Origin of the sequence: Streptomyces sp. R41 (assembly GCF_041053055.1) — a bacterium.
Lineage (GTDB): Bacteria > Actinomycetota > Actinomycetes > Streptomycetales > Streptomycetaceae > Streptomyces.
The window spans coordinates 6,707,076-6,722,682 of sequence record NZ_CP163443.1; the positions used below are offsets into that span (position 1 = coordinate 6,707,076).

A 15,607-nucleotide genomic window follows, 5' to 3' on the forward strand; every position below is an offset into this window, starting at 1 on the left:
GTAATCCCGCCCCCCATTTCCGCCATCACCTCTGCCGCGCACGGCATTTCGCGGGACACTCGGGACATCCTGCAACGAACCCCGAGATGAGGTGAGCGGGGTGCGCACACCGGTCAGCGACCCCATGAAGATCGGGCCGTACCGCATCGTGGGGCGGCTGGGCTCCGGCGGGATGGGATGGGTGTATCTCGGCCGTTCGCCGGCCGGACGCGAGGTCGCCGTGAAGGTGGTGCGACCCGAGCTCGCGGCGGAGGGCGAGTTCAGAGAGCGCTTCGCGCGCGAGGTCGCGGCCGCGAGGGTGGTGAGCGGCGCGTACACCGCGGCCGTGATCGACGCCGACACCGAGGCCGAACTGCCGTGGCTGGCCACGATGTACGTGCCCGGACCCTCGCTCGCCGAGGCCGTCCGTACGGACGGCCCACTGCCCGAGCCGCAGGTACGGCCGCTCGGCGCGGGCCTGGTCGAGGCGCTCCAGGCCATCCACGCCGCCCGTGTGGTGCACCGGGACCTGAAACCGGCGAACGTGCTCCTCGCCTCCGACGGTCCCCGCGTCATCGACTTCGGGATCTCCCGCGTCGACGGTGCCCCCGGGCTCACCCAGGTCGGCGTCGTCGTCGGCACCCCGCCCTTCATGTCGCCCGAGCAGATCAAGGGAGCGCCGGTGGGCCCGCCGAGCGACGTCTTCTCCCTCGGCGGGGTGCTGGTCTACGCCCTGACGGGCCGTCCGCCGCACGGCAGCGGGGAGGCGGTGCGCTACCGGGTCGTCCTCGCCGAGCCCGAGCTCGACGGCGTACCCGCGTCGATGCGGGAGCTGATCGCGCACTGCCTGGCCAAACGGCCCGAGGACCGGCCCCGACTCGACGAGCTGCTCGCCGAGTTGCTGGAACAGACGCCGAAGTCGGCGTCCTGGCCGCCGCCCGCCGTGGCCCACAGCATCAAGGTGCGCACTCGTGAACTGGCCGGCCGCCGCAAGCAGGGTACGAGTGTGTCCGTGCCCTCCTGCCTGCTGCTGCACGCCCAGGCGCTGCTGGACGCCGGGCTGACCGACGCGATGGTCGCCGAGGCGGTGGGCCGTGGCGACGCCTGAGTCCCTTCCCGGCCGCGGCCACGAGATCCTCGAAATAGGCACGCACTGGCGGCAGTTGGTGCAGAACTGGGTGGGGCGGCGGAATTACCACACCGTGACCGACACCGTTTCCGTTTCCATGCAATTCGATCTCAAGGAAACGGGACGCATGGTCACGGTGAGATTCATGACCACCAAAAGGCTCCTTGTCGCCTTTGCGACCGATGGCCATTATCTGCGCCAGGATCAACTGGCCGTCGCCGCGGCGGCGTCGAACGCGTGGAATACCGAACAGTTGAATCCCATGCTGTCCGTGTGGGACGTACGGGGGCCGCGGCCCTGTCTCGCCGGAGTCTGCGATCTCCCGTTGACCTGCCGGATGACGCAAGCGGATTTCGATGCTTTGGCCAGTGATTGGGTGGAACGGGCGCGGCAGATGTTCACCCGCTGCCACCAGGTTTTCAAGTTGTAGAAGTGAAACCCGTCGTGTGCCCAAACCCCTTCCGGGCGCACGCCGGTTGCCCCCACTATGGGCGAGTGCCTTTCAGGGCCACGGGGGTGTGCCTTTCAGGCCACGGGGGGTTTCCGATGCGGCGTTCGCTTTACTTCACCGTGCTATTCGGAGTGCTGGCCGTGCTGGCTCCCGCGGGAGCCGCGTCGGCCGACGAGGTGTGCGGCAAGGACTTCAAGGAGCGCCTCCAGTGCTGGTCCCAGTGGATCGGTCAGGGGACCGTCCGGGTCACCTTGGACGAGGCGGTGGCGTTCGACGGCAGTGCGAAGGAGCGCAAGGACGTCGAGCAGACCCTGTGGCGCGAACGCGCCAAGCTCGTGGTCGAGGTACCGAAGGGCGGGCACACCGGAGCGGGCGGAACCGCGCTCCTCCTGCTGGCGAAGCCCGGCGCCCGTCTCGTCGATCCGGGCGCCACGATCGACCCGCTGACGCCCGAGGCGGTGAACGAGCTGGCGAGCCTCCCGGTCTGCGACCCCAAAAACTCCAAGAACCCCAAGGACCTGTGCGCCCGGCTCGCCAAGGGTCCGCTGAACGGTCATGACCTGATCGCCCTGAGTCAGGCGGCCGACCTCTCCAAGCAGCACGTGTACTCCATCGCCGACGGCCGAGCACCCGCCTCGGAGAGCCCGTCTCCCACAAAGTCCGCGTCGCCTCCGCCAGACGCCACCTCCTCCGGCTCGGGCTGGGACACCACCACCCAGATCCTCGCCGTCCTCTGCGCCGTACTCGTCCTCCTCCTCGCCGTCCTGCTGTTCCTGATCCGGCGGTCTTCCCAAGCGGTGGGCGCGCTGCCGCGCCGTGCCCTCGCCGTGCCCGGCGTGGGCGCCGTGCCCGCCACCGCCCACGCCCGGGCACCGGACGAGACCACCACCCGCCTGCGAGTCACGCCGACGCCCCAGTACGGGCGGCGGGTCGGCAATGTCCCGGGCCCCGCCAGGTCCGCCGTCGTCCGCACCGAACTGCACCCGCAGGGCTATGTCGAGCTGGACCGCGTGCTGTACCGGGCGGTGTGGGCGGAGCCCGGGCGGCCGCCGCCCGCTCCCGGCGGGCTCGTCGACGTCACCGACGCGCGGGAGCGGGACTCCGATGTCCTGTACGCCTTCCCGCCGACCACCGGACGGCACGCCAAAGGCACCCGGACCTGAGAAGAACGGCACCCGGCCGCCCTGAGACCAGGAGAAACAGAGATGCACAGCGAATACCCGCCCACGCTGCCGGCGGAGTACGCCGACATCGAGTTCGAGAACAACGCGCAGCGCCTGCCGCTGGTGCTCTGTCTCGACACATCGAGCTCCATGGCGGGACAGCCGATCCAGACGCTCAACAACGCGCTCATGGAGTGGACCCGGGAGCTGCACGACGACGTCAGCCTCAGCTACAGCGTGGAGGTCGCCGTGGTCACCTTCGGCGGCCTGGGCGTCGCCGCCTGGCGCGGACCCCAACTCCTCGCGCCGCGCGCCCCGGTGAGCCCCTTCGTGCCCGCGCACATGTTCCGGCCGCCGCAGCTCACCGCCGCGGGGGTGACCCTGATGACGGAGGCGCTGGAGCTGTCGATGCACATCGTCGCGGCCCGCAAGGCCGAGCTGCGAGCCTCCGGACTCCAGTACTACCGGCCGCAGATCTGCCTGGTCACCGACGGACTGCCGACCGACGGGACCGGCCATCTCACCGACTCCTGGCACCGGTTGATCCCGGTCCTGGCCGAGGAGCAGCGCGCACGCCGCTTCCGGCTGTACGCGATAGGGGTCGGCGGCATCACCGACATGGGCGAGCAGGTGCTCCAGGCGTTCGCACCGAAGTTCAACGCCCGCCTGCAGGGATTCCCGTTCCGCGAGCTGCTCCAGATGATGTCCGCGAGTGCCAACGCCGAGCAGAAGGGCGCGGGCGACGAGGTCTTCGAGAAGATCTTCAGCCAGTTCAAGACGCAGCGCCCGGCCTGGGAATCCTGACCCATGGCCGGATACGAGTCCTGGCTCACGACCGGATGGGAATCCTGACCGATGACCGCAGTCGACGAGCGTGAGTCGCCGTGGCGGATCCACGGCATGAGTGTCGAGGGCTACCGCCACCGCCGCCAGGGACTGCCTTGTCAGGACGCCTGCGCGTACACGGTGTCCTCGTCCGTGGCGGTGCTCGCGGTCGCGGACGGCGCGGGCAGCAGGCCGCGCTCCGAGGAGGGGTCGCGGCTCGCCGTCGAGCTGGCCGCGGAGCAGTTCGCGCGCCGGGCGGCCGCGGCGGCGGACTGCCATCCCGGGGAGGCCGTGCACGAGTTGCTCGAAGACGCCTTCCATGACGTCAGCAAGATGTTCCTGGACGCCACCGGCGCCGACGCGGCGGACTTCGCGACCACCCTCACCGTCGTGGTGCTCGCGCCCGGCTGGCTGGGCCATCTCACCGTGGGTGACGGCTTCGTCGTACTGCGCGCCGGGACGGAGGACGGGGAGCGCCAGTTCCATCTGCTGCCGCAGGCGCTCGCGGCCAGCGAGTACAGCAACGAGACGGTCTTCCTCACCTCGCCGGACGCGGCCCGCTGGGTGCACACCGACTGCGTGTCCGACGAGCGAATCGACGGGGTGCTGCTGTCCACCGACGGACTCGTGCAGGCCGCGCTCAACCGCGCCGGCGGCGGCGCGCTGTCCCCGAACACGTCCTTCGTCGACGCGGTGTTCCGCTCCCTCGACACCGTGACCGACAACACCCACGAGGGCCTGGCGAACCTGCTGAGGTCGGACCGGCTCACCGCCCTGAACGCCGACGACAAGACCCTGCTGCGGGCCGTGCTCAAGGCGCGGCCATGAGCGGCCTCACGGTGTTCCTGGACGGGAAGCCCGTCACCCTCGCGGAGCTGCCACTCAAGGGCGGCGGCCAGGCGGCCGTCTTCCCGGTCGTCGGCGACGACGGGATCGTGGTCAAGCTCTACCGTGAGCCGCCGGGCCTGGACCAGGAGCGCCGGCTGATGCGGATGCTGACCATGTCCCCGCTCGCCGCCCGGCCCACCGATGTCTCCCAGCCGCCCGAGCTGGCCTGGCCCACCGCCCTGGCCCGTGGCCCCCAGGGTGAGTTCCTCGGCTACGCCATGCGCCGTTTCGGCGAACCCCAACACGTGCAACTGATCGGCCTGTTCACCCGCGCCCAGCGGCTCAAGCTCTTCCCCGACCGGGCCGACTGGCGCTTTCTGCTCGGCGTCGCCTGGAACCTCGCGTTCATGACCGCCCGCATGCACTACGACAACCTCGTCATCGGCGACTTCTCCAGCAGCAATGTCGTCGTCGACGCCAATGGCTTCGTCACCTTCCTCGACTGCGACTCCATCGCCTTCAACGACCCGGTGACCGGGGAGCTCTTCCCCTGTCTGATGCACACCACCGACTACTCGTCCCCCGAGCGTCAGGCCGGCGGCCCCGCCACCCGCGCCACCGACGACTTCGCTCTCGCGGTCCTCGTCTACCAGCTGCTCACCGCCGGCAACCATCCCTTCGGGGGCGTCCCGCACGACAGCGCCTCCGAGTCGACCGTCAAGGACAACATCGCCGCCAGCTGCTCCTACGTCGTACGCCCCGAGCTGGTCGTCATCCCGCGCGGCACCATCGACCCCTCCGTACTGCCCCCCGAACTCCTCACCCTGGCCCGCGCCGCCTTCGGCCCCGGGGTGCACGCCCCCGCCGCGCGCCCCCCGGCGGAGGCCTGGCTGCGCGCCCTCGACAAGGAGCGCTCCCTCGTACGGGTCTGCCAGAACCGCCCGCTGCACACGTACGGCTCCCACCTGACGTCCTGCCCGTGGTGCACGCGGGCGGCGGTGACGGGGCACGACGTGTTCAACGGGCCGGTGCCGGTCCCGGTGCCGGACGCTCCGCCCGAGGAGCGGCAGGGCGGCGGGGCCTGGGCCAAGGCGCTGAAGGTCGCCCTGCTGATCGTGGTGGTGGTGATCCTGATCGTCATCGCCACGCACGCGGGATGAGCCGTTGCTACGAGCGTCCCCGGTCCTCCAGATAGCGCGTGTGCGACTCCTGCCGACGTGTCTCGGTCTCCCGCAGCGAGGCCGCCAGCCGGTCCGACTCCTCGTACAACAGGGCGAGTTGGCGCTCCAGGTGGCGCTCCGGCGGTTCGGTGCCGGGAGCCAGCCGGGTCCACCACCTCGTGCGTACGAAGGTGTCGACGGCCTCGGGAAGGTCCTGCCGTACGGCACGGGACAGCGCGTGCACGCCCTCCGGGTCCTGGGCGAGGACCTCGGCGACCCAGCCGGGGTCCAGCAGGGCGGCCAGGAGTTCGGTCAGCTCGGTGAGCCGGCCGGCCGCGGCGGGTGGCAGCTCGACCCCGCCCAGATACTCCCGTAGCTTGCCGAAGTCGCCGCGCAGTTCGTCGAGTTGGGCCGACGGGTCCGGGAAGTCCGGGAGGGGCGGGCGCTCCGGCGGGGCGATCAGGGCGCCCGCCCCGTACAGACCGGCGACGACGACGGGCCAGTAAGGGCCCGCGAGTCCCGTGAAGGTCAGTACGAGGCCGACGAGCCCGCAGGCGCTGCCGGTGAGGTTCTTGCGGGACTCAAGGAAGCCGATCAGCTTATTGGTAGCCACGGATCTCCTCGAAGGCGCCGTCGAGCGAGCCCTTCTGGGCGTCGAAGAGGCGGCCGCCGGTCAGGTCGGCGATGTGCTGGAGTTCGCCGCGGTCGGAGTCGCCGAACAGGATCGGGAAGACGGGTATCTCCCGCTGCCCGACCGGCAGCCCGGCATAGAAGTCGTCGAAGTGGCCGGGGCTCGCGCCCGTCGTGTTCTCGCCGTCCGTCATCAGCACGATCGACGTGAACGTGTCGTCGTCGGTGCCCAGATGCTCGTACGCCTTCTGCAGCGACGTATAGATCGCGGTGTCTCCCTCGGCGCTGAGCGCACGGGTGTCCTTGCGGATCCCGTCGAGTCCCGCCTTCGGGTTCTCGGGCCGCACCACATGCGTGTGGACGCTCTTGACCTTCGAGCCGAACGGCATCAGCGTCACCTCCTCGCGGTCGCGGAAGTCGCCCGTCAGATCGGTGAGCGCCTTTTTCAGCCGGGTGAGCCGGTCGCCGCCCATCGAGCCCGAGGTGTCGAGAACGTATACGGTCCTGGACGGCCGGCGGAGCTTGTTCTCGTAGGAGTCGAGGAGCCGGTCGGCGACGGATCGGCTGCCGGGGAAGGGGAGTTCGCGGCGCCTTCCCGTGTCGAGGCCCGCCGCCGGAGGCACCGAGGCGACGACCGGACGGCGGTGCGTGTCACGGGTGATCTCGCCCTGCATCTTCGGCGTCCGCAGGGCCTCGGTGAGGCGGCGGACCGTCTCTCGGGTGTCCTTGCTGGACGCGGCCAGGGAGGAGAGGGGGTAGTCGGCGGTCACCACTCCGTCGCGCGGCCGGATGACCGTCAGGCCCTTCATGCCCTTGAGGACCGACTCGTAGTTGAGGAGCGCGTCCACGGTGCCGCGCCGCTCGTACGCGGTCGCCAGCCAGCCCGAGGAACCCGACGTCAGCTTCTGTCCCTTGAAGAACTCCCGCAGTTTCGGCGTGGCCTTGTCGACGTCCGCGTCCGTGAGCGCCGACTGGGCGCCGGAGAGGCCCGAGGCGACCGAAATGAGTGTGGAGAAACCGGAGTTCGAGCGGGCGGGGTCGGTCATGCCGTACGTCAGCTTCCCGTCCGCCACCGCCTTCTCCACCTGGGACCAGGTGACGTCGTCCGGCTTCCAGCCGAGCGCGCTCACGGTGGCCGGCTTGACTCCGATGGCCACCGGGCTCGACATGACGGGCGTCTGCGAGACGACCTTCTTCGCCGCGTCCGGGCGAAGGTGCAGATAGTCGTTGGAGGACAGCCACAGCGCGTCGTACGAGCTGTCCGCCTTGCCCTGCGCGAGCAGGTCCACGGCGGCGAGGGTGCCCATGTAAGTGGGCTTGACCGTGATGCCGGTGTCCTTGTGGATCTGGTCCAACACGGGCTTCATGTCGCTGAGCTCGCTGGAGGCGAGGATGCGGAGGGTGCCGGGTTCGGGCTTGTCGGCCGGGGTTTTCGTCGCCGTCGTGCAGCCTGCCGTCACCAAGGCGAGTGCGAGGGCGGCTGCCGCGCCGTGGGTCGCGTGTGCCCACCCGTTCCGCCCTGCGGAACGATGGCCCACACGCGTCTTCGGCGGTGACCAGTTGCCGTGTCTCATGCGATCCCACCCTCCAACGCACCCTGCGAGCGGCTGCGCTCCAAGTACGCGCTCGCGTGCTGGAGTTCCGACGTCAGGGACTCCACCGTCGTCGCCATCGCCTCGGTCGCCTGGACCTTGTACGTGTCGATCGCGTCGAGGGTGCGGTAGATCTGCTGGAAGGCGGTGCGGAGGGTTTCCGCGCCGACGGCCGGGTCGGCGGCGATGCGCTGGATCTCGCCGCTCTGGGTGGCGAGCATCTCGGCGTTGCCGCGGATGAGGTCCTCCGTGGTGCCGCGCAGGGCGTTGACCTGGTCGACGACCTTGCGCTGGTTGTCGAGGGCGGAGGCCAGCATCACGGAGATGCGCAGGGCCGAGACCGTGGTGGTGGCCGCGCGGTCGACGCCCTTGATCAGCTCGTCGTTGTTGCGCCGGACCACGTCCATGGCCAGGTAGCCCTGGGCACAGACGGCGAGCTGGGTGAGCAGGTCCTGGTGCTTCTGACGGACGGGGAAGAGGACGTCGGAGCGGAGGGTGTCGGCCTGCGTAGGGTCCTGGGTCTCCACGCCCGCGATGTGCTCCTCGACCGCCGTGTCCAGGGCCTGGGTCAGGACGACGTACTCCTGGAGCTTGCCCATCGTCTCCCAGAGCCGTACGCGCTCGGTCTGCAGCGCCGCGTTGTCGCGGCGCAGCTCGTCCTGGCCGCCGCGCAGGGAGCCCACGATCTTGTTCAACGTGCCTTGTGCGGAGGCGTACTTGGCGACGTGGTCGCGCAGTTTGTTGCCGCCGGGGAGCCGGGACAGGAACTTCCTGCCCTTGCTCGCGGGCAGGTCACGCGGGTCCAGGTCCTCGACCACGCGGCGGAGTTCGACGAGCGAGCCCGCGACATGCGACTGGGCGTCCTCGCCCTTGCCCGGCAGACTGCGCAGGGTGCGCTCCAGCATCCGGTTGGACTGCGCGGCGGCGCCCCGCATCTCGCCGGCGCCCAGGCCCGCGATCTCCCCGACCTTGCCGGCGAATTCCGGCGAGCGGGCGTCGAGGGTGGCGAGCCCGCCGACGTAATCGGCGGCGCGCCGCGCCATCTCGTCCCGCACGGACGGGTCGACGGGGACGAGCCCGCCGGCCTTCTCACGGGGCACGGGCGCGACGGCCTCGGGCGGTGTGAGGGTCAACTCGTTCTGTTCGGTTGTCATGTGTCGCTTCCCCCTAGTTCCCGGCCCGGCGCGCCATCTCGTGCAGCACCTTGGAGGCGGGCACGGGCACCTGCCGGACACCGGTCAGCTTCTGGTTGAGATACGCGGTGTGGCTCGCGGTCGCCGCCGTGAACTCGGCGGTCGCGCCCTGCGGCCGGAACCCGTGCCGGACGGCGAGCTTGCGCAACGTCGGGTCACTGCTGAGGAGTTCACCGAGCGCGCGGCCCCGCGGCGTGAGCGGTACGACGGTGTGGTCGCTGTTCGCCGTGGTGTCCGGGTAGAGGACGGTGAGGTCGCCGACGTTCTGGCCCTCGGTGAGCAGCGAGGCGACCTGCGACTCGTACACGAGGACGAGCGGGTTGCCCGCGCCGCTGATGAAGTCCCTGAACGCCGCGTCCGTGCTGGGCTGTTGGGCGCCCTGGACGCTGATCAGCTTGTGCATCAGGGGCGCGGTGCGCTCGACGGCGGCGGTGTCGGCGGCCACGCGTCCGCCGTCGGCGACGTACGAGGCGGCGGCGAGGTAGAGGGCGCCGGAGTTGGAGGTGGCGGGGTCGGTGGTGGCGATGTAGAGCGTGCCGGTCAACTCCCCGTACGCCTTGGCCCCCTTGAGCTGCTGCCACGTCCGGTCGTGCTTGGCCGCGTCGAGGTAGGCGGCCATCTTGAGGGTGCCGGTGTTCTTGTCGAGGGTGGCGAGTCCATTGGCGGCGAGTACTTGGGCCGCGCTGCGATGGGCCACCACGACAAGGGGCGAGTAGAAGGGCCGGGGGAGGGGCTGTTGTGCGTGGTACTTGTCGGCGAGCTCGTCGGCCGGCGCCTGGCTGGACGGGAAGGCGAAGTCGTACCCCTTGAGGTCGAGCCCCTCCATGGCCCAGGACCCGGAGGTCTCCGTCTTCACGGTGTAGCCCTTGGCAGCGAGGGCCTTCACCACGTCGGGATCGGCGAAGAACTCCGCCTTCTCCGAACCGATCACTCCCTGCACGGTCTTCGTTGCCGTGCCCTTGTCCTGACCATTGCGGCCTGCGACGACGGCTGCTACCACTCCGCCGATCAGCAGTACCGCCAGGACGATCCCTGCGATACGTCTCACGCCTGGAGCGTGCACCTCGGAATCCAACGTTCCCCGTCTCGGGGGGTGAACACGGGGTGACCACCGGGTCCCGGCTTGCAACCGGAACCCGGGGTGCCACTATGTGCGGCCGCGAGGCTGTTCAGTGCCTGCCCTCCCCAGCGCCGGGGAGGGCAGGTCTCCCGCGGCTCAGGCCGACGCAGTGTTGTGGCAACCCGGTCCGCGCGTCGCTGCGGGTGCGCGCGGACCGGGGCCGTTCGAGGGGAGCCGTGGGGCTCAGTGGGGTGCGAGTTCGCGGGGGTCGGCGGCGGATGCGTGGGCGTCCATGCGCTCGGCCGCCAGGATCGCGGCGGCGGTGTCGGCGCGGGACGCCGCGACGACGAGGGCGCGCCCGGCGAGCGCGTGCGCCCGCTGGTGGAGCGCCACGACGCCGGGTTCGTGGATGGCGGTGGCCACCGTGGACCGTACGGGCGCCGACCCTCCACGCAGTCGGGCCACCTGCTCGGCGAGCCGCTCGGTGGCGGCGTCCAGGTCGGCGGACGGCGCGAGGGCGCGGATCTCGTCCGTCACCGCGAGCAGCGCCGCGAGGTGACCGGCGAGCTGGATGTCCAGCTCCTCCTCGCGCGACCGGTGGGGGAAGTCGGAGGGGGTGGTGCCGGCCATCGTGTGGACCGACTTGGTGCGGATCGGTTCGTACATGGGACGGCCTCCTGTGCTCTGACAGGAAACCATCCTAGCTTAGATTTCGTCTAAAGTTGAGCCCGGTCGCAGAAGTCGTCACAGCGCACACACAGCGTGAGTGTCACGGCTGGCTGTAGCCGTCCAGGAAGTTCCCGATCCGCGTCACCGCGTCGGTCAGATCCCCGACCGTCGGCAGCGTGACCACCCGGAAGTGGTCCGACTCGGGCCAGTTGAAGCCCGTCCCCTGGACGACCATGATCTTCTCGCGGCGCAGCAGGTCGAGCACCATCTGCCGGTCGTCCTTGATCTTGAAGACCTTCGGGTCGAGGCGCGGGAAGAGGTACAGCGCCCCCTTCGGCTTCACACAGCTCACGCCCGGGATCTGCGTCAGCAACTCGTAGGCGACGTCCCGCTGTTCCTTCAGCCGCCCGCCGGGCAGCACCAGGTCGTTGATCGTCTGGCGTCCGCTCAGCGCGGCGACCACACCGTGCTGACCCGGCATGTTCGCGCACAGCCGCATGTTCGCGAGGATCGTCAGACCCTCGATGTAGGAGTCCGCGTGCGCGCGCGGGCCCGAGATCGACATCCAGCCCACCCGGTAGCCCGCCACCCGGTACGCCTTCGACATGCCGTTGAAGGTGAGCGTGAGCAGGTCCGGGGCGATCGCGGCGGTCGCCGTGTGCGTGGCACCGTCGTACAGGATCTTGTCGTAGATCTCGTCGGAGCAGACGAGGAGGTTGTGGCGCCGGGCGATGTCCGTCAGGCCCCGGATCATCGCCTCGTCGTACACCGCACCCGTCGGGTTGTTCGGGTTGATGATCACGATCGCCTTGGTGCGGTCGGTGACCTTCCGCTCCACGTCCGCGAGGTCGGGCATCCAGTCGGACTGCTCGTCGCAGTGGTAGTGCACGGCCGTACCGCCGGAGAGCGAGACCGCGGCGGTCCACAGCGGGTAGTCCGGCGCCGGTACGAGCACCTCGTCGCCGTCGTCCAGCAGGCCCTGCATCGCCATCACGATCAGCTCGGAGACGCCGTTGCCGATGAAGACGTGCTCGACGTCCGTCTCGATGCCGAGCGTCTGGTTGTGCATGACCACCGCTCGGCGGGCCGCGAGCAGGCCCTTCGCGTCGCCGTAACCGTGGGCCGACGAGACGTTGCGGAGGATGTCCTCCAGGATCTCGGGCGGGCACTCGAAACCGAACGCCGCCGGGTTGCCCGTGTTGAGCTTGAGGATGCGGTGACCGGCAGCTTCGAGCCGCATCGCCTCCTCAAGAACCGGACCCCGGATCTCGTAGCAGACGTTGGCGAGCTTCGTGGACTGGATCACCTGCATGTCCGTGAGCTTACGGCCGCGTAACGCTCCGCGGGGGGTGTTTTCCACCACGTGAGACGTGCCGGTTTGTTCATCTTTGTCCGCCGGCTACGCCGCAAGCCCTTGCGGTCTCTACAATGCGCGGCCATGTCCTGGCAGCCCGGCGAACCCGAAGCCCCGCCGAAGGTGTACCTCCCGCAGAGCGACGGCGAGGCGCCCCCGGCCTATGAGGCGTACATGGACCCGGCCGAGGCGCACGGCTGGAAGAAGGGGTACGAAGAGGGCGGTGACGGTGCCCCCGTCGCCCGGGAGGCGTACGGGGACGGCGACGACACCCTCGTACAGGAGGCCGTTCCCGGCGACCCCTCGGGGCGCCGCGACCGGCTGCTGCGTCGACGCCGTGCCCGGCTGCTGCGCCGGCTGGCCGTGGGCGGCGGGGCGGTGTGCGTCGTCCTCCTCGCCGTCGTGATCTCGGGAGCGTTCGACTCCGGGTCGCCCAAGGGGTCGGGCGGTACGGGCGGGGAGCCCGCTTCGCCCCCGCACCTCGCCACGGGGTCCGCCGCACCCGCGCAGGGCTCCGGTGAGAGCGCGGGAACCTCCTCGGCGGGATCGGCGGGATCGGCGGGATCGGCGGGATCGGCGGGCCCGTCGCCCACCGCGTCGCCGGGGGCGTCCGAGAGCGCGGGCGACGCTTCCTCCTCGCCGAGTGCGTCCCCGTCCGCGAGCGACTCGAATCCCCCCGCGTCCACGGCTCCCGCGACCGCCACGGCCACCTCCACGACCGAGGGCGGCCCGGGCAACTCCAACGGCCACGGCCAAGGATCCACGAAGCGGCCCAAGTAGCCGCCGGTGCCAGTAGGTTGGCCCTGCTGTGAGGGGGAGGCAGGGCATGGAGTTCTCGCTGTTGAACGACGAGCCGGTGATGGAGCCGGGTGAGGATCGACTGGGGACGGAGCGGGCCGCGCACGAGCTCGCCAAGCTCCTGTACGACTCCCGCGCCGCGACCCCGTTCACCCTGGCCGTCGACGCCGGCTGGGGCATGGGCAAGAGCACCCTGATGCGCCTGGTGGACGCGGAACTGCGGAAGAAGTACGACGTCCCGACGCTCTGGTACAACGCCTGGACCTCTACCGGGGCGGACGCGCTGGAAGGCCTGATCAAGTCGGTCCTGGCGAAGTTCGACACGCGACTGCTGCGGCGGGCGGCCCAGCGGGTGTCGGAGCAGCGGGCGGTCATCGGAGTGGCGCGGGCCGCGCTGACGCTCCTCGCCGGGCCGCTCGGGGCCGCCGGACTCGTCGACCGTCTGTGGCGCGACCTCTCCGTCGACGCGCAGTCCCGCAACGCGATGCGGGACGAGCTGCGCAAGCTGGCCACCCAGTGGGCGGAGTCCACGCCGTACGAGCCCCGGAAGATGCTCGTCGTCTTCGTCGACGACCTCGACCGCTGCTCGGAGGAGACGATCCTCGCGGTGTGCGAGGCGGTCAAGGTGTATCTGGATGTCCCCGGGCTGGCCTTCGTCGTCGGCTGCGACCGTTCGGCGCTCGGGCCCTCCGGGCTGCTGAGGGATCTGTCTCCGGCCGGATCCGCGTTCATGGAGAAGATCTTCCAGACGAGCTATCGGGTGCCGGTGCCGGGCGTCGACAAGGTCAAGGAGTACGTCGGCCACTGCGCCGAGCGGTCCGGCATCCAGGATCTGTTGACCGAGAGCCTGGTCGACCTGATCGCCGCTCACTCGTCCCGGAACCCGCGCCGGATCAAGCGGCTCATCAACGGGTTCGGGCTGGAGAGCGCGCTCAACCTCGTGTGGAAGGGGTTCAGTTCGGGGACGGTGATCCGAGTCCTCCTGCTCCAGCAGCTGTACCCGGACTTCTACCGCACACTGCTCGCCCGCGAGGGCGCCGACGTGCACGCGATCCACGAGTTCCTCCGTTACCGCACGGCGCGACAGGTGCTGAGCCGCCCGTCCGTCCGGCCCGCGGACGGCACCTGGGAAGCCGCGGCGAACTGCCTGGCCGCGTATGACCTGGACGCGCCGGATCGGGAACTTCCCGGGGTCTGGGGCACTCGGCTCGCCGAGCTGGAGGGGTATGTGCCCACCGGTTTTCCGGAGCTGGCGCGCGATCAGAACTTCGTGGCCCTGGTCGACGAACTGGTCGTGCTGGCGGAACTGGACGATCTGGTGGAGCGGTTGCAGCAAGGCGTCCCCGGAGTCGCCGCGGCCCGCTCCGAGGAGCCACCGGCGGCCGGGACCTCCGGCTCTGCCGCGCCCTCGTACGCCGGGAAACACGTGCTGTGGATCGACGACCATCCGGACGGGAACGCCGCGTTCGTCGAGCGTCTGGAGTCCCAGGGGGCGAAGGTCTGGCCGGCCACCGACCGGGAACGGGCCGAGCACGTTCTCGGCGTCACCCGCATCGACCTGCTGATCTCCGACGTGCAGCGTGGACTCGACCGCGACGCGGGTATCACCGATCTGCAGGACTGGCGCGACCGCGACCGCTACAAGGGGCCCGCCGTGTTCTTCACCAGCCGCATCACCCCGAACCGCGAGGCCCGGTCCCGGGAACTCGGTGCTTGGGTCGCGACATCCCCGCCGATGCTCTTCCAATACATCGGCGCGGCACTCGAACCAGCCGACCCCTAGGCCAAAAACAACTCCTTGCCCCCCAACCCCCCTCCCCTCACAATGCGCATGACAAATCAACAGGTGACCGGAAAACCTTCGGTCGCCCAAGTCGCAAGAGGGGACCCCCACATGAGAAAGCCTCTCGTTGCCGCGCTCTTCGCCCTGGTGATCGCCGGGGCAGGCGTGGCACCCGCGGTCGCGGCGCCCGTGACCACGAAGACCTCGGCCACAAAGACCTCGGCCACAAAGAGCACGACCGCTCCCACGATCCAGGCCGTCAACTTCGCCGGCACCGTCTCGCTCAGCAACTGCTCCGGCTCCGTCATCCGCTTCCCGAACTCCGAGGACGACGACCCGGCGCTGGTGCTCACCAACGGCCACTGCCTGGAGACCGGCTTCCCGGAGCCCGGCGAGGTCATCGTCGACCAGGCGTCCAGCCGTAGCTTCGGTCTGCTCAACTCCTCGGCCACGAGGGTCGGGACGCTGCGCGCGAGCAAGGTCGCGTACTCGACGATGACCGACACCGACGTCACGATCTACCAGCTCACCACCACCTACGCGCGGATCAAGAGCACGTACGGCATCAGCGCGCTCACGCTTCAGGACACGCATCCGGTCGCCGGTACCGCCATCACGGTCGTCTCCGGCTACTGGAAGCGGACCTACGCGTGCAACATCGACGGCTTCGTCTACCGCCTCAAGGAAGGCGACTGGACCTGGAAGGACTCGGTCCGCTACACCTCCGCCTGCCAGACCATCGGCGGCACCTCGGGCTCGCCGGTCATCGACAACGCCACCGGCAAGGTCGTCGCCGTCAACAACACCGGCAACGAAGACGGCGAGCGCTGCACCGAGAACAACCCGTGCGAGGTCGACGCGAACGGCAATGTGACCGTCCGCGAGGGCATCAACTACGCCGAGGAGACGTACCAGATCGCCCCGTGCTTCGGCCTCGACAACAAGCTCGACCTGAGCCGCACCGGGTGCACCCTGCCCAAGCCGTAAGGAGGT

General features: G+C 70.0%; 15 protein-coding genes. 9 read left to right on the top strand and 6 right to left on the bottom strand.

Features of this window, described 5'->3' with window-relative positions; all coding sequences use genetic code 11:
• Positions 1-100: 100 nt before the first annotated feature.
• The 6 genes from AB5J53_RS30735 (at position 101) to AB5J53_RS30760 (ending at position 5,535) form a co-directional block, all read left to right on the top strand.
• Positions 101-1,087, top strand: a complete 987-nt coding sequence (locus AB5J53_RS30735; RefSeq protein WP_369248864.1) for a serine/threonine-protein kinase — start codon at positions 101-103, stop codon at positions 1,085-1,087.
• Positions 1,074-1,538: a hypothetical protein gene (locus AB5J53_RS30740; protein ID WP_369248865.1), complete on the top strand. Its 465-nt coding sequence runs from the start codon at positions 1,074-1,076 to the stop codon at positions 1,536-1,538. Before AB5J53_RS30735 ends, AB5J53_RS30740 begins: the two co-directional genes overlap by 14 nt.
• Before the next feature lie 116 nt (positions 1,539-1,654).
• Positions 1,655-2,722, top strand: coding sequence for a hypothetical protein (locus tag AB5J53_RS30745; protein WP_369248866.1), 1,068 nt, complete (start codon positions 1,655-1,657; stop codon positions 2,720-2,722).
• 42 nt (positions 2,723-2,764) lie between these two features.
• On the top strand, positions 2,765-3,526 hold the full coding sequence (locus AB5J53_RS30750) for a hypothetical protein (RefSeq protein ID WP_369248867.1): 762 nt from the start codon (positions 2,765-2,767) through the stop codon (positions 3,524-3,526).
• A 51-nt stretch (positions 3,527-3,577) separates the two neighbouring features.
• The gene (locus AB5J53_RS30755; protein WP_369248868.1) at positions 3,578-4,375 is read left to right on the top strand and encodes a PP2C family serine/threonine-protein phosphatase; all 798 of its coding nucleotides are present in this window, start codon (positions 3,578-3,580) and stop codon (positions 4,373-4,375) included.
• Positions 4,372-5,535, top strand: coding sequence for a hypothetical protein (locus AB5J53_RS30760; protein WP_369248869.1), 1,164 nt, complete (start codon positions 4,372-4,374; stop codon positions 5,533-5,535). Before AB5J53_RS30755 ends, AB5J53_RS30760 begins: the two co-directional genes overlap by 4 nt.
• A 7-nt stretch (positions 5,536-5,542) precedes the next feature.
• On the opposite strand, the gene AB5J53_RS30765 is transcribed toward AB5J53_RS30760, so the two are convergent.
• From AB5J53_RS30765 to AB5J53_RS30790, 6 genes are all read right to left on the bottom strand, one after another.
• The gene (locus tag AB5J53_RS30765; protein WP_369248870.1) at positions 5,543-6,148 is read right to left on the bottom strand and encodes a hypothetical protein; all 606 of its coding nucleotides are present in this window, start codon (positions 6,146-6,148) and stop codon (positions 5,543-5,545) included.
• Complete coding sequence (locus AB5J53_RS30770) at positions 6,135-7,739, bottom strand: substrate-binding domain-containing protein (protein WP_369248871.1); 1,605 nt, start codon at positions 7,737-7,739, stop codon at positions 6,135-6,137. Before AB5J53_RS30770 ends, AB5J53_RS30765 begins: the two co-directional genes overlap by 14 nt.
• Complete coding sequence (locus AB5J53_RS30775; protein ID WP_369248872.1) at positions 7,736-8,911, bottom strand: toxic anion resistance protein; 1,176 nt, start codon at positions 8,909-8,911, stop codon at positions 7,736-7,738. The genes AB5J53_RS30770 and AB5J53_RS30775 overlap by 4 nt, the downstream gene beginning before the upstream one ends.
• Before the next feature lie 13 nt (positions 8,912-8,924).
• On the bottom strand, positions 8,925-9,998 hold the full coding sequence (locus AB5J53_RS30780) for a substrate-binding domain-containing protein (RefSeq protein WP_369248873.1): 1,074 nt from the start codon (positions 9,996-9,998) through the stop codon (positions 8,925-8,927).
• Positions 9,999-10,253: 255 nt separating this feature from the next.
• The gene (locus AB5J53_RS30785; protein ID WP_369248874.1) at positions 10,254-10,676 is read right to left on the bottom strand and encodes a hypothetical protein; all 423 of its coding nucleotides are present in this window, start codon (positions 10,674-10,676) and stop codon (positions 10,254-10,256) included.
• A gap of 103 nt (positions 10,677-10,779) precedes the next feature.
• On the bottom strand, positions 10,780-11,991 hold the full coding sequence (locus AB5J53_RS30790; RefSeq protein WP_369248875.1) for a pyridoxal phosphate-dependent aminotransferase: 1,212 nt from the start codon (positions 11,989-11,991) through the stop codon (positions 10,780-10,782).
• A gap of 126 nt (positions 11,992-12,117) precedes the next feature.
• Here AB5J53_RS30790 and AB5J53_RS30795 point away from each other — a divergent pair, with 126 nt between their 5' ends.
• The 3 genes from AB5J53_RS30795 to AB5J53_RS30805 all read left to right on the top strand — a co-directional run bounded on the left by AB5J53_RS30795 (position 12,118) and on the right by AB5J53_RS30805 (position 15,601).
• Positions 12,118-12,813: a hypothetical protein gene (locus AB5J53_RS30795; protein WP_369248876.1), complete on the top strand. Its 696-nt coding sequence runs from the start codon at positions 12,118-12,120 to the stop codon at positions 12,811-12,813.
• A gap of 46 nt (positions 12,814-12,859) precedes the next feature.
• A complete protein-coding gene (locus AB5J53_RS30800) occupies positions 12,860-14,614 on the top strand; it encodes a P-loop NTPase fold protein (protein WP_369248877.1) in 1,755 nt (584 codons plus the stop codon).
• Between the two features lie 111 nt (positions 14,615-14,725).
• Positions 14,726-15,601, top strand: coding sequence for a serine protease (locus AB5J53_RS30805; RefSeq protein WP_369248878.1), 876 nt, complete (start codon positions 14,726-14,728; stop codon positions 15,599-15,601).
• Positions 15,602-15,607 lie beyond the last annotated feature (6 nt).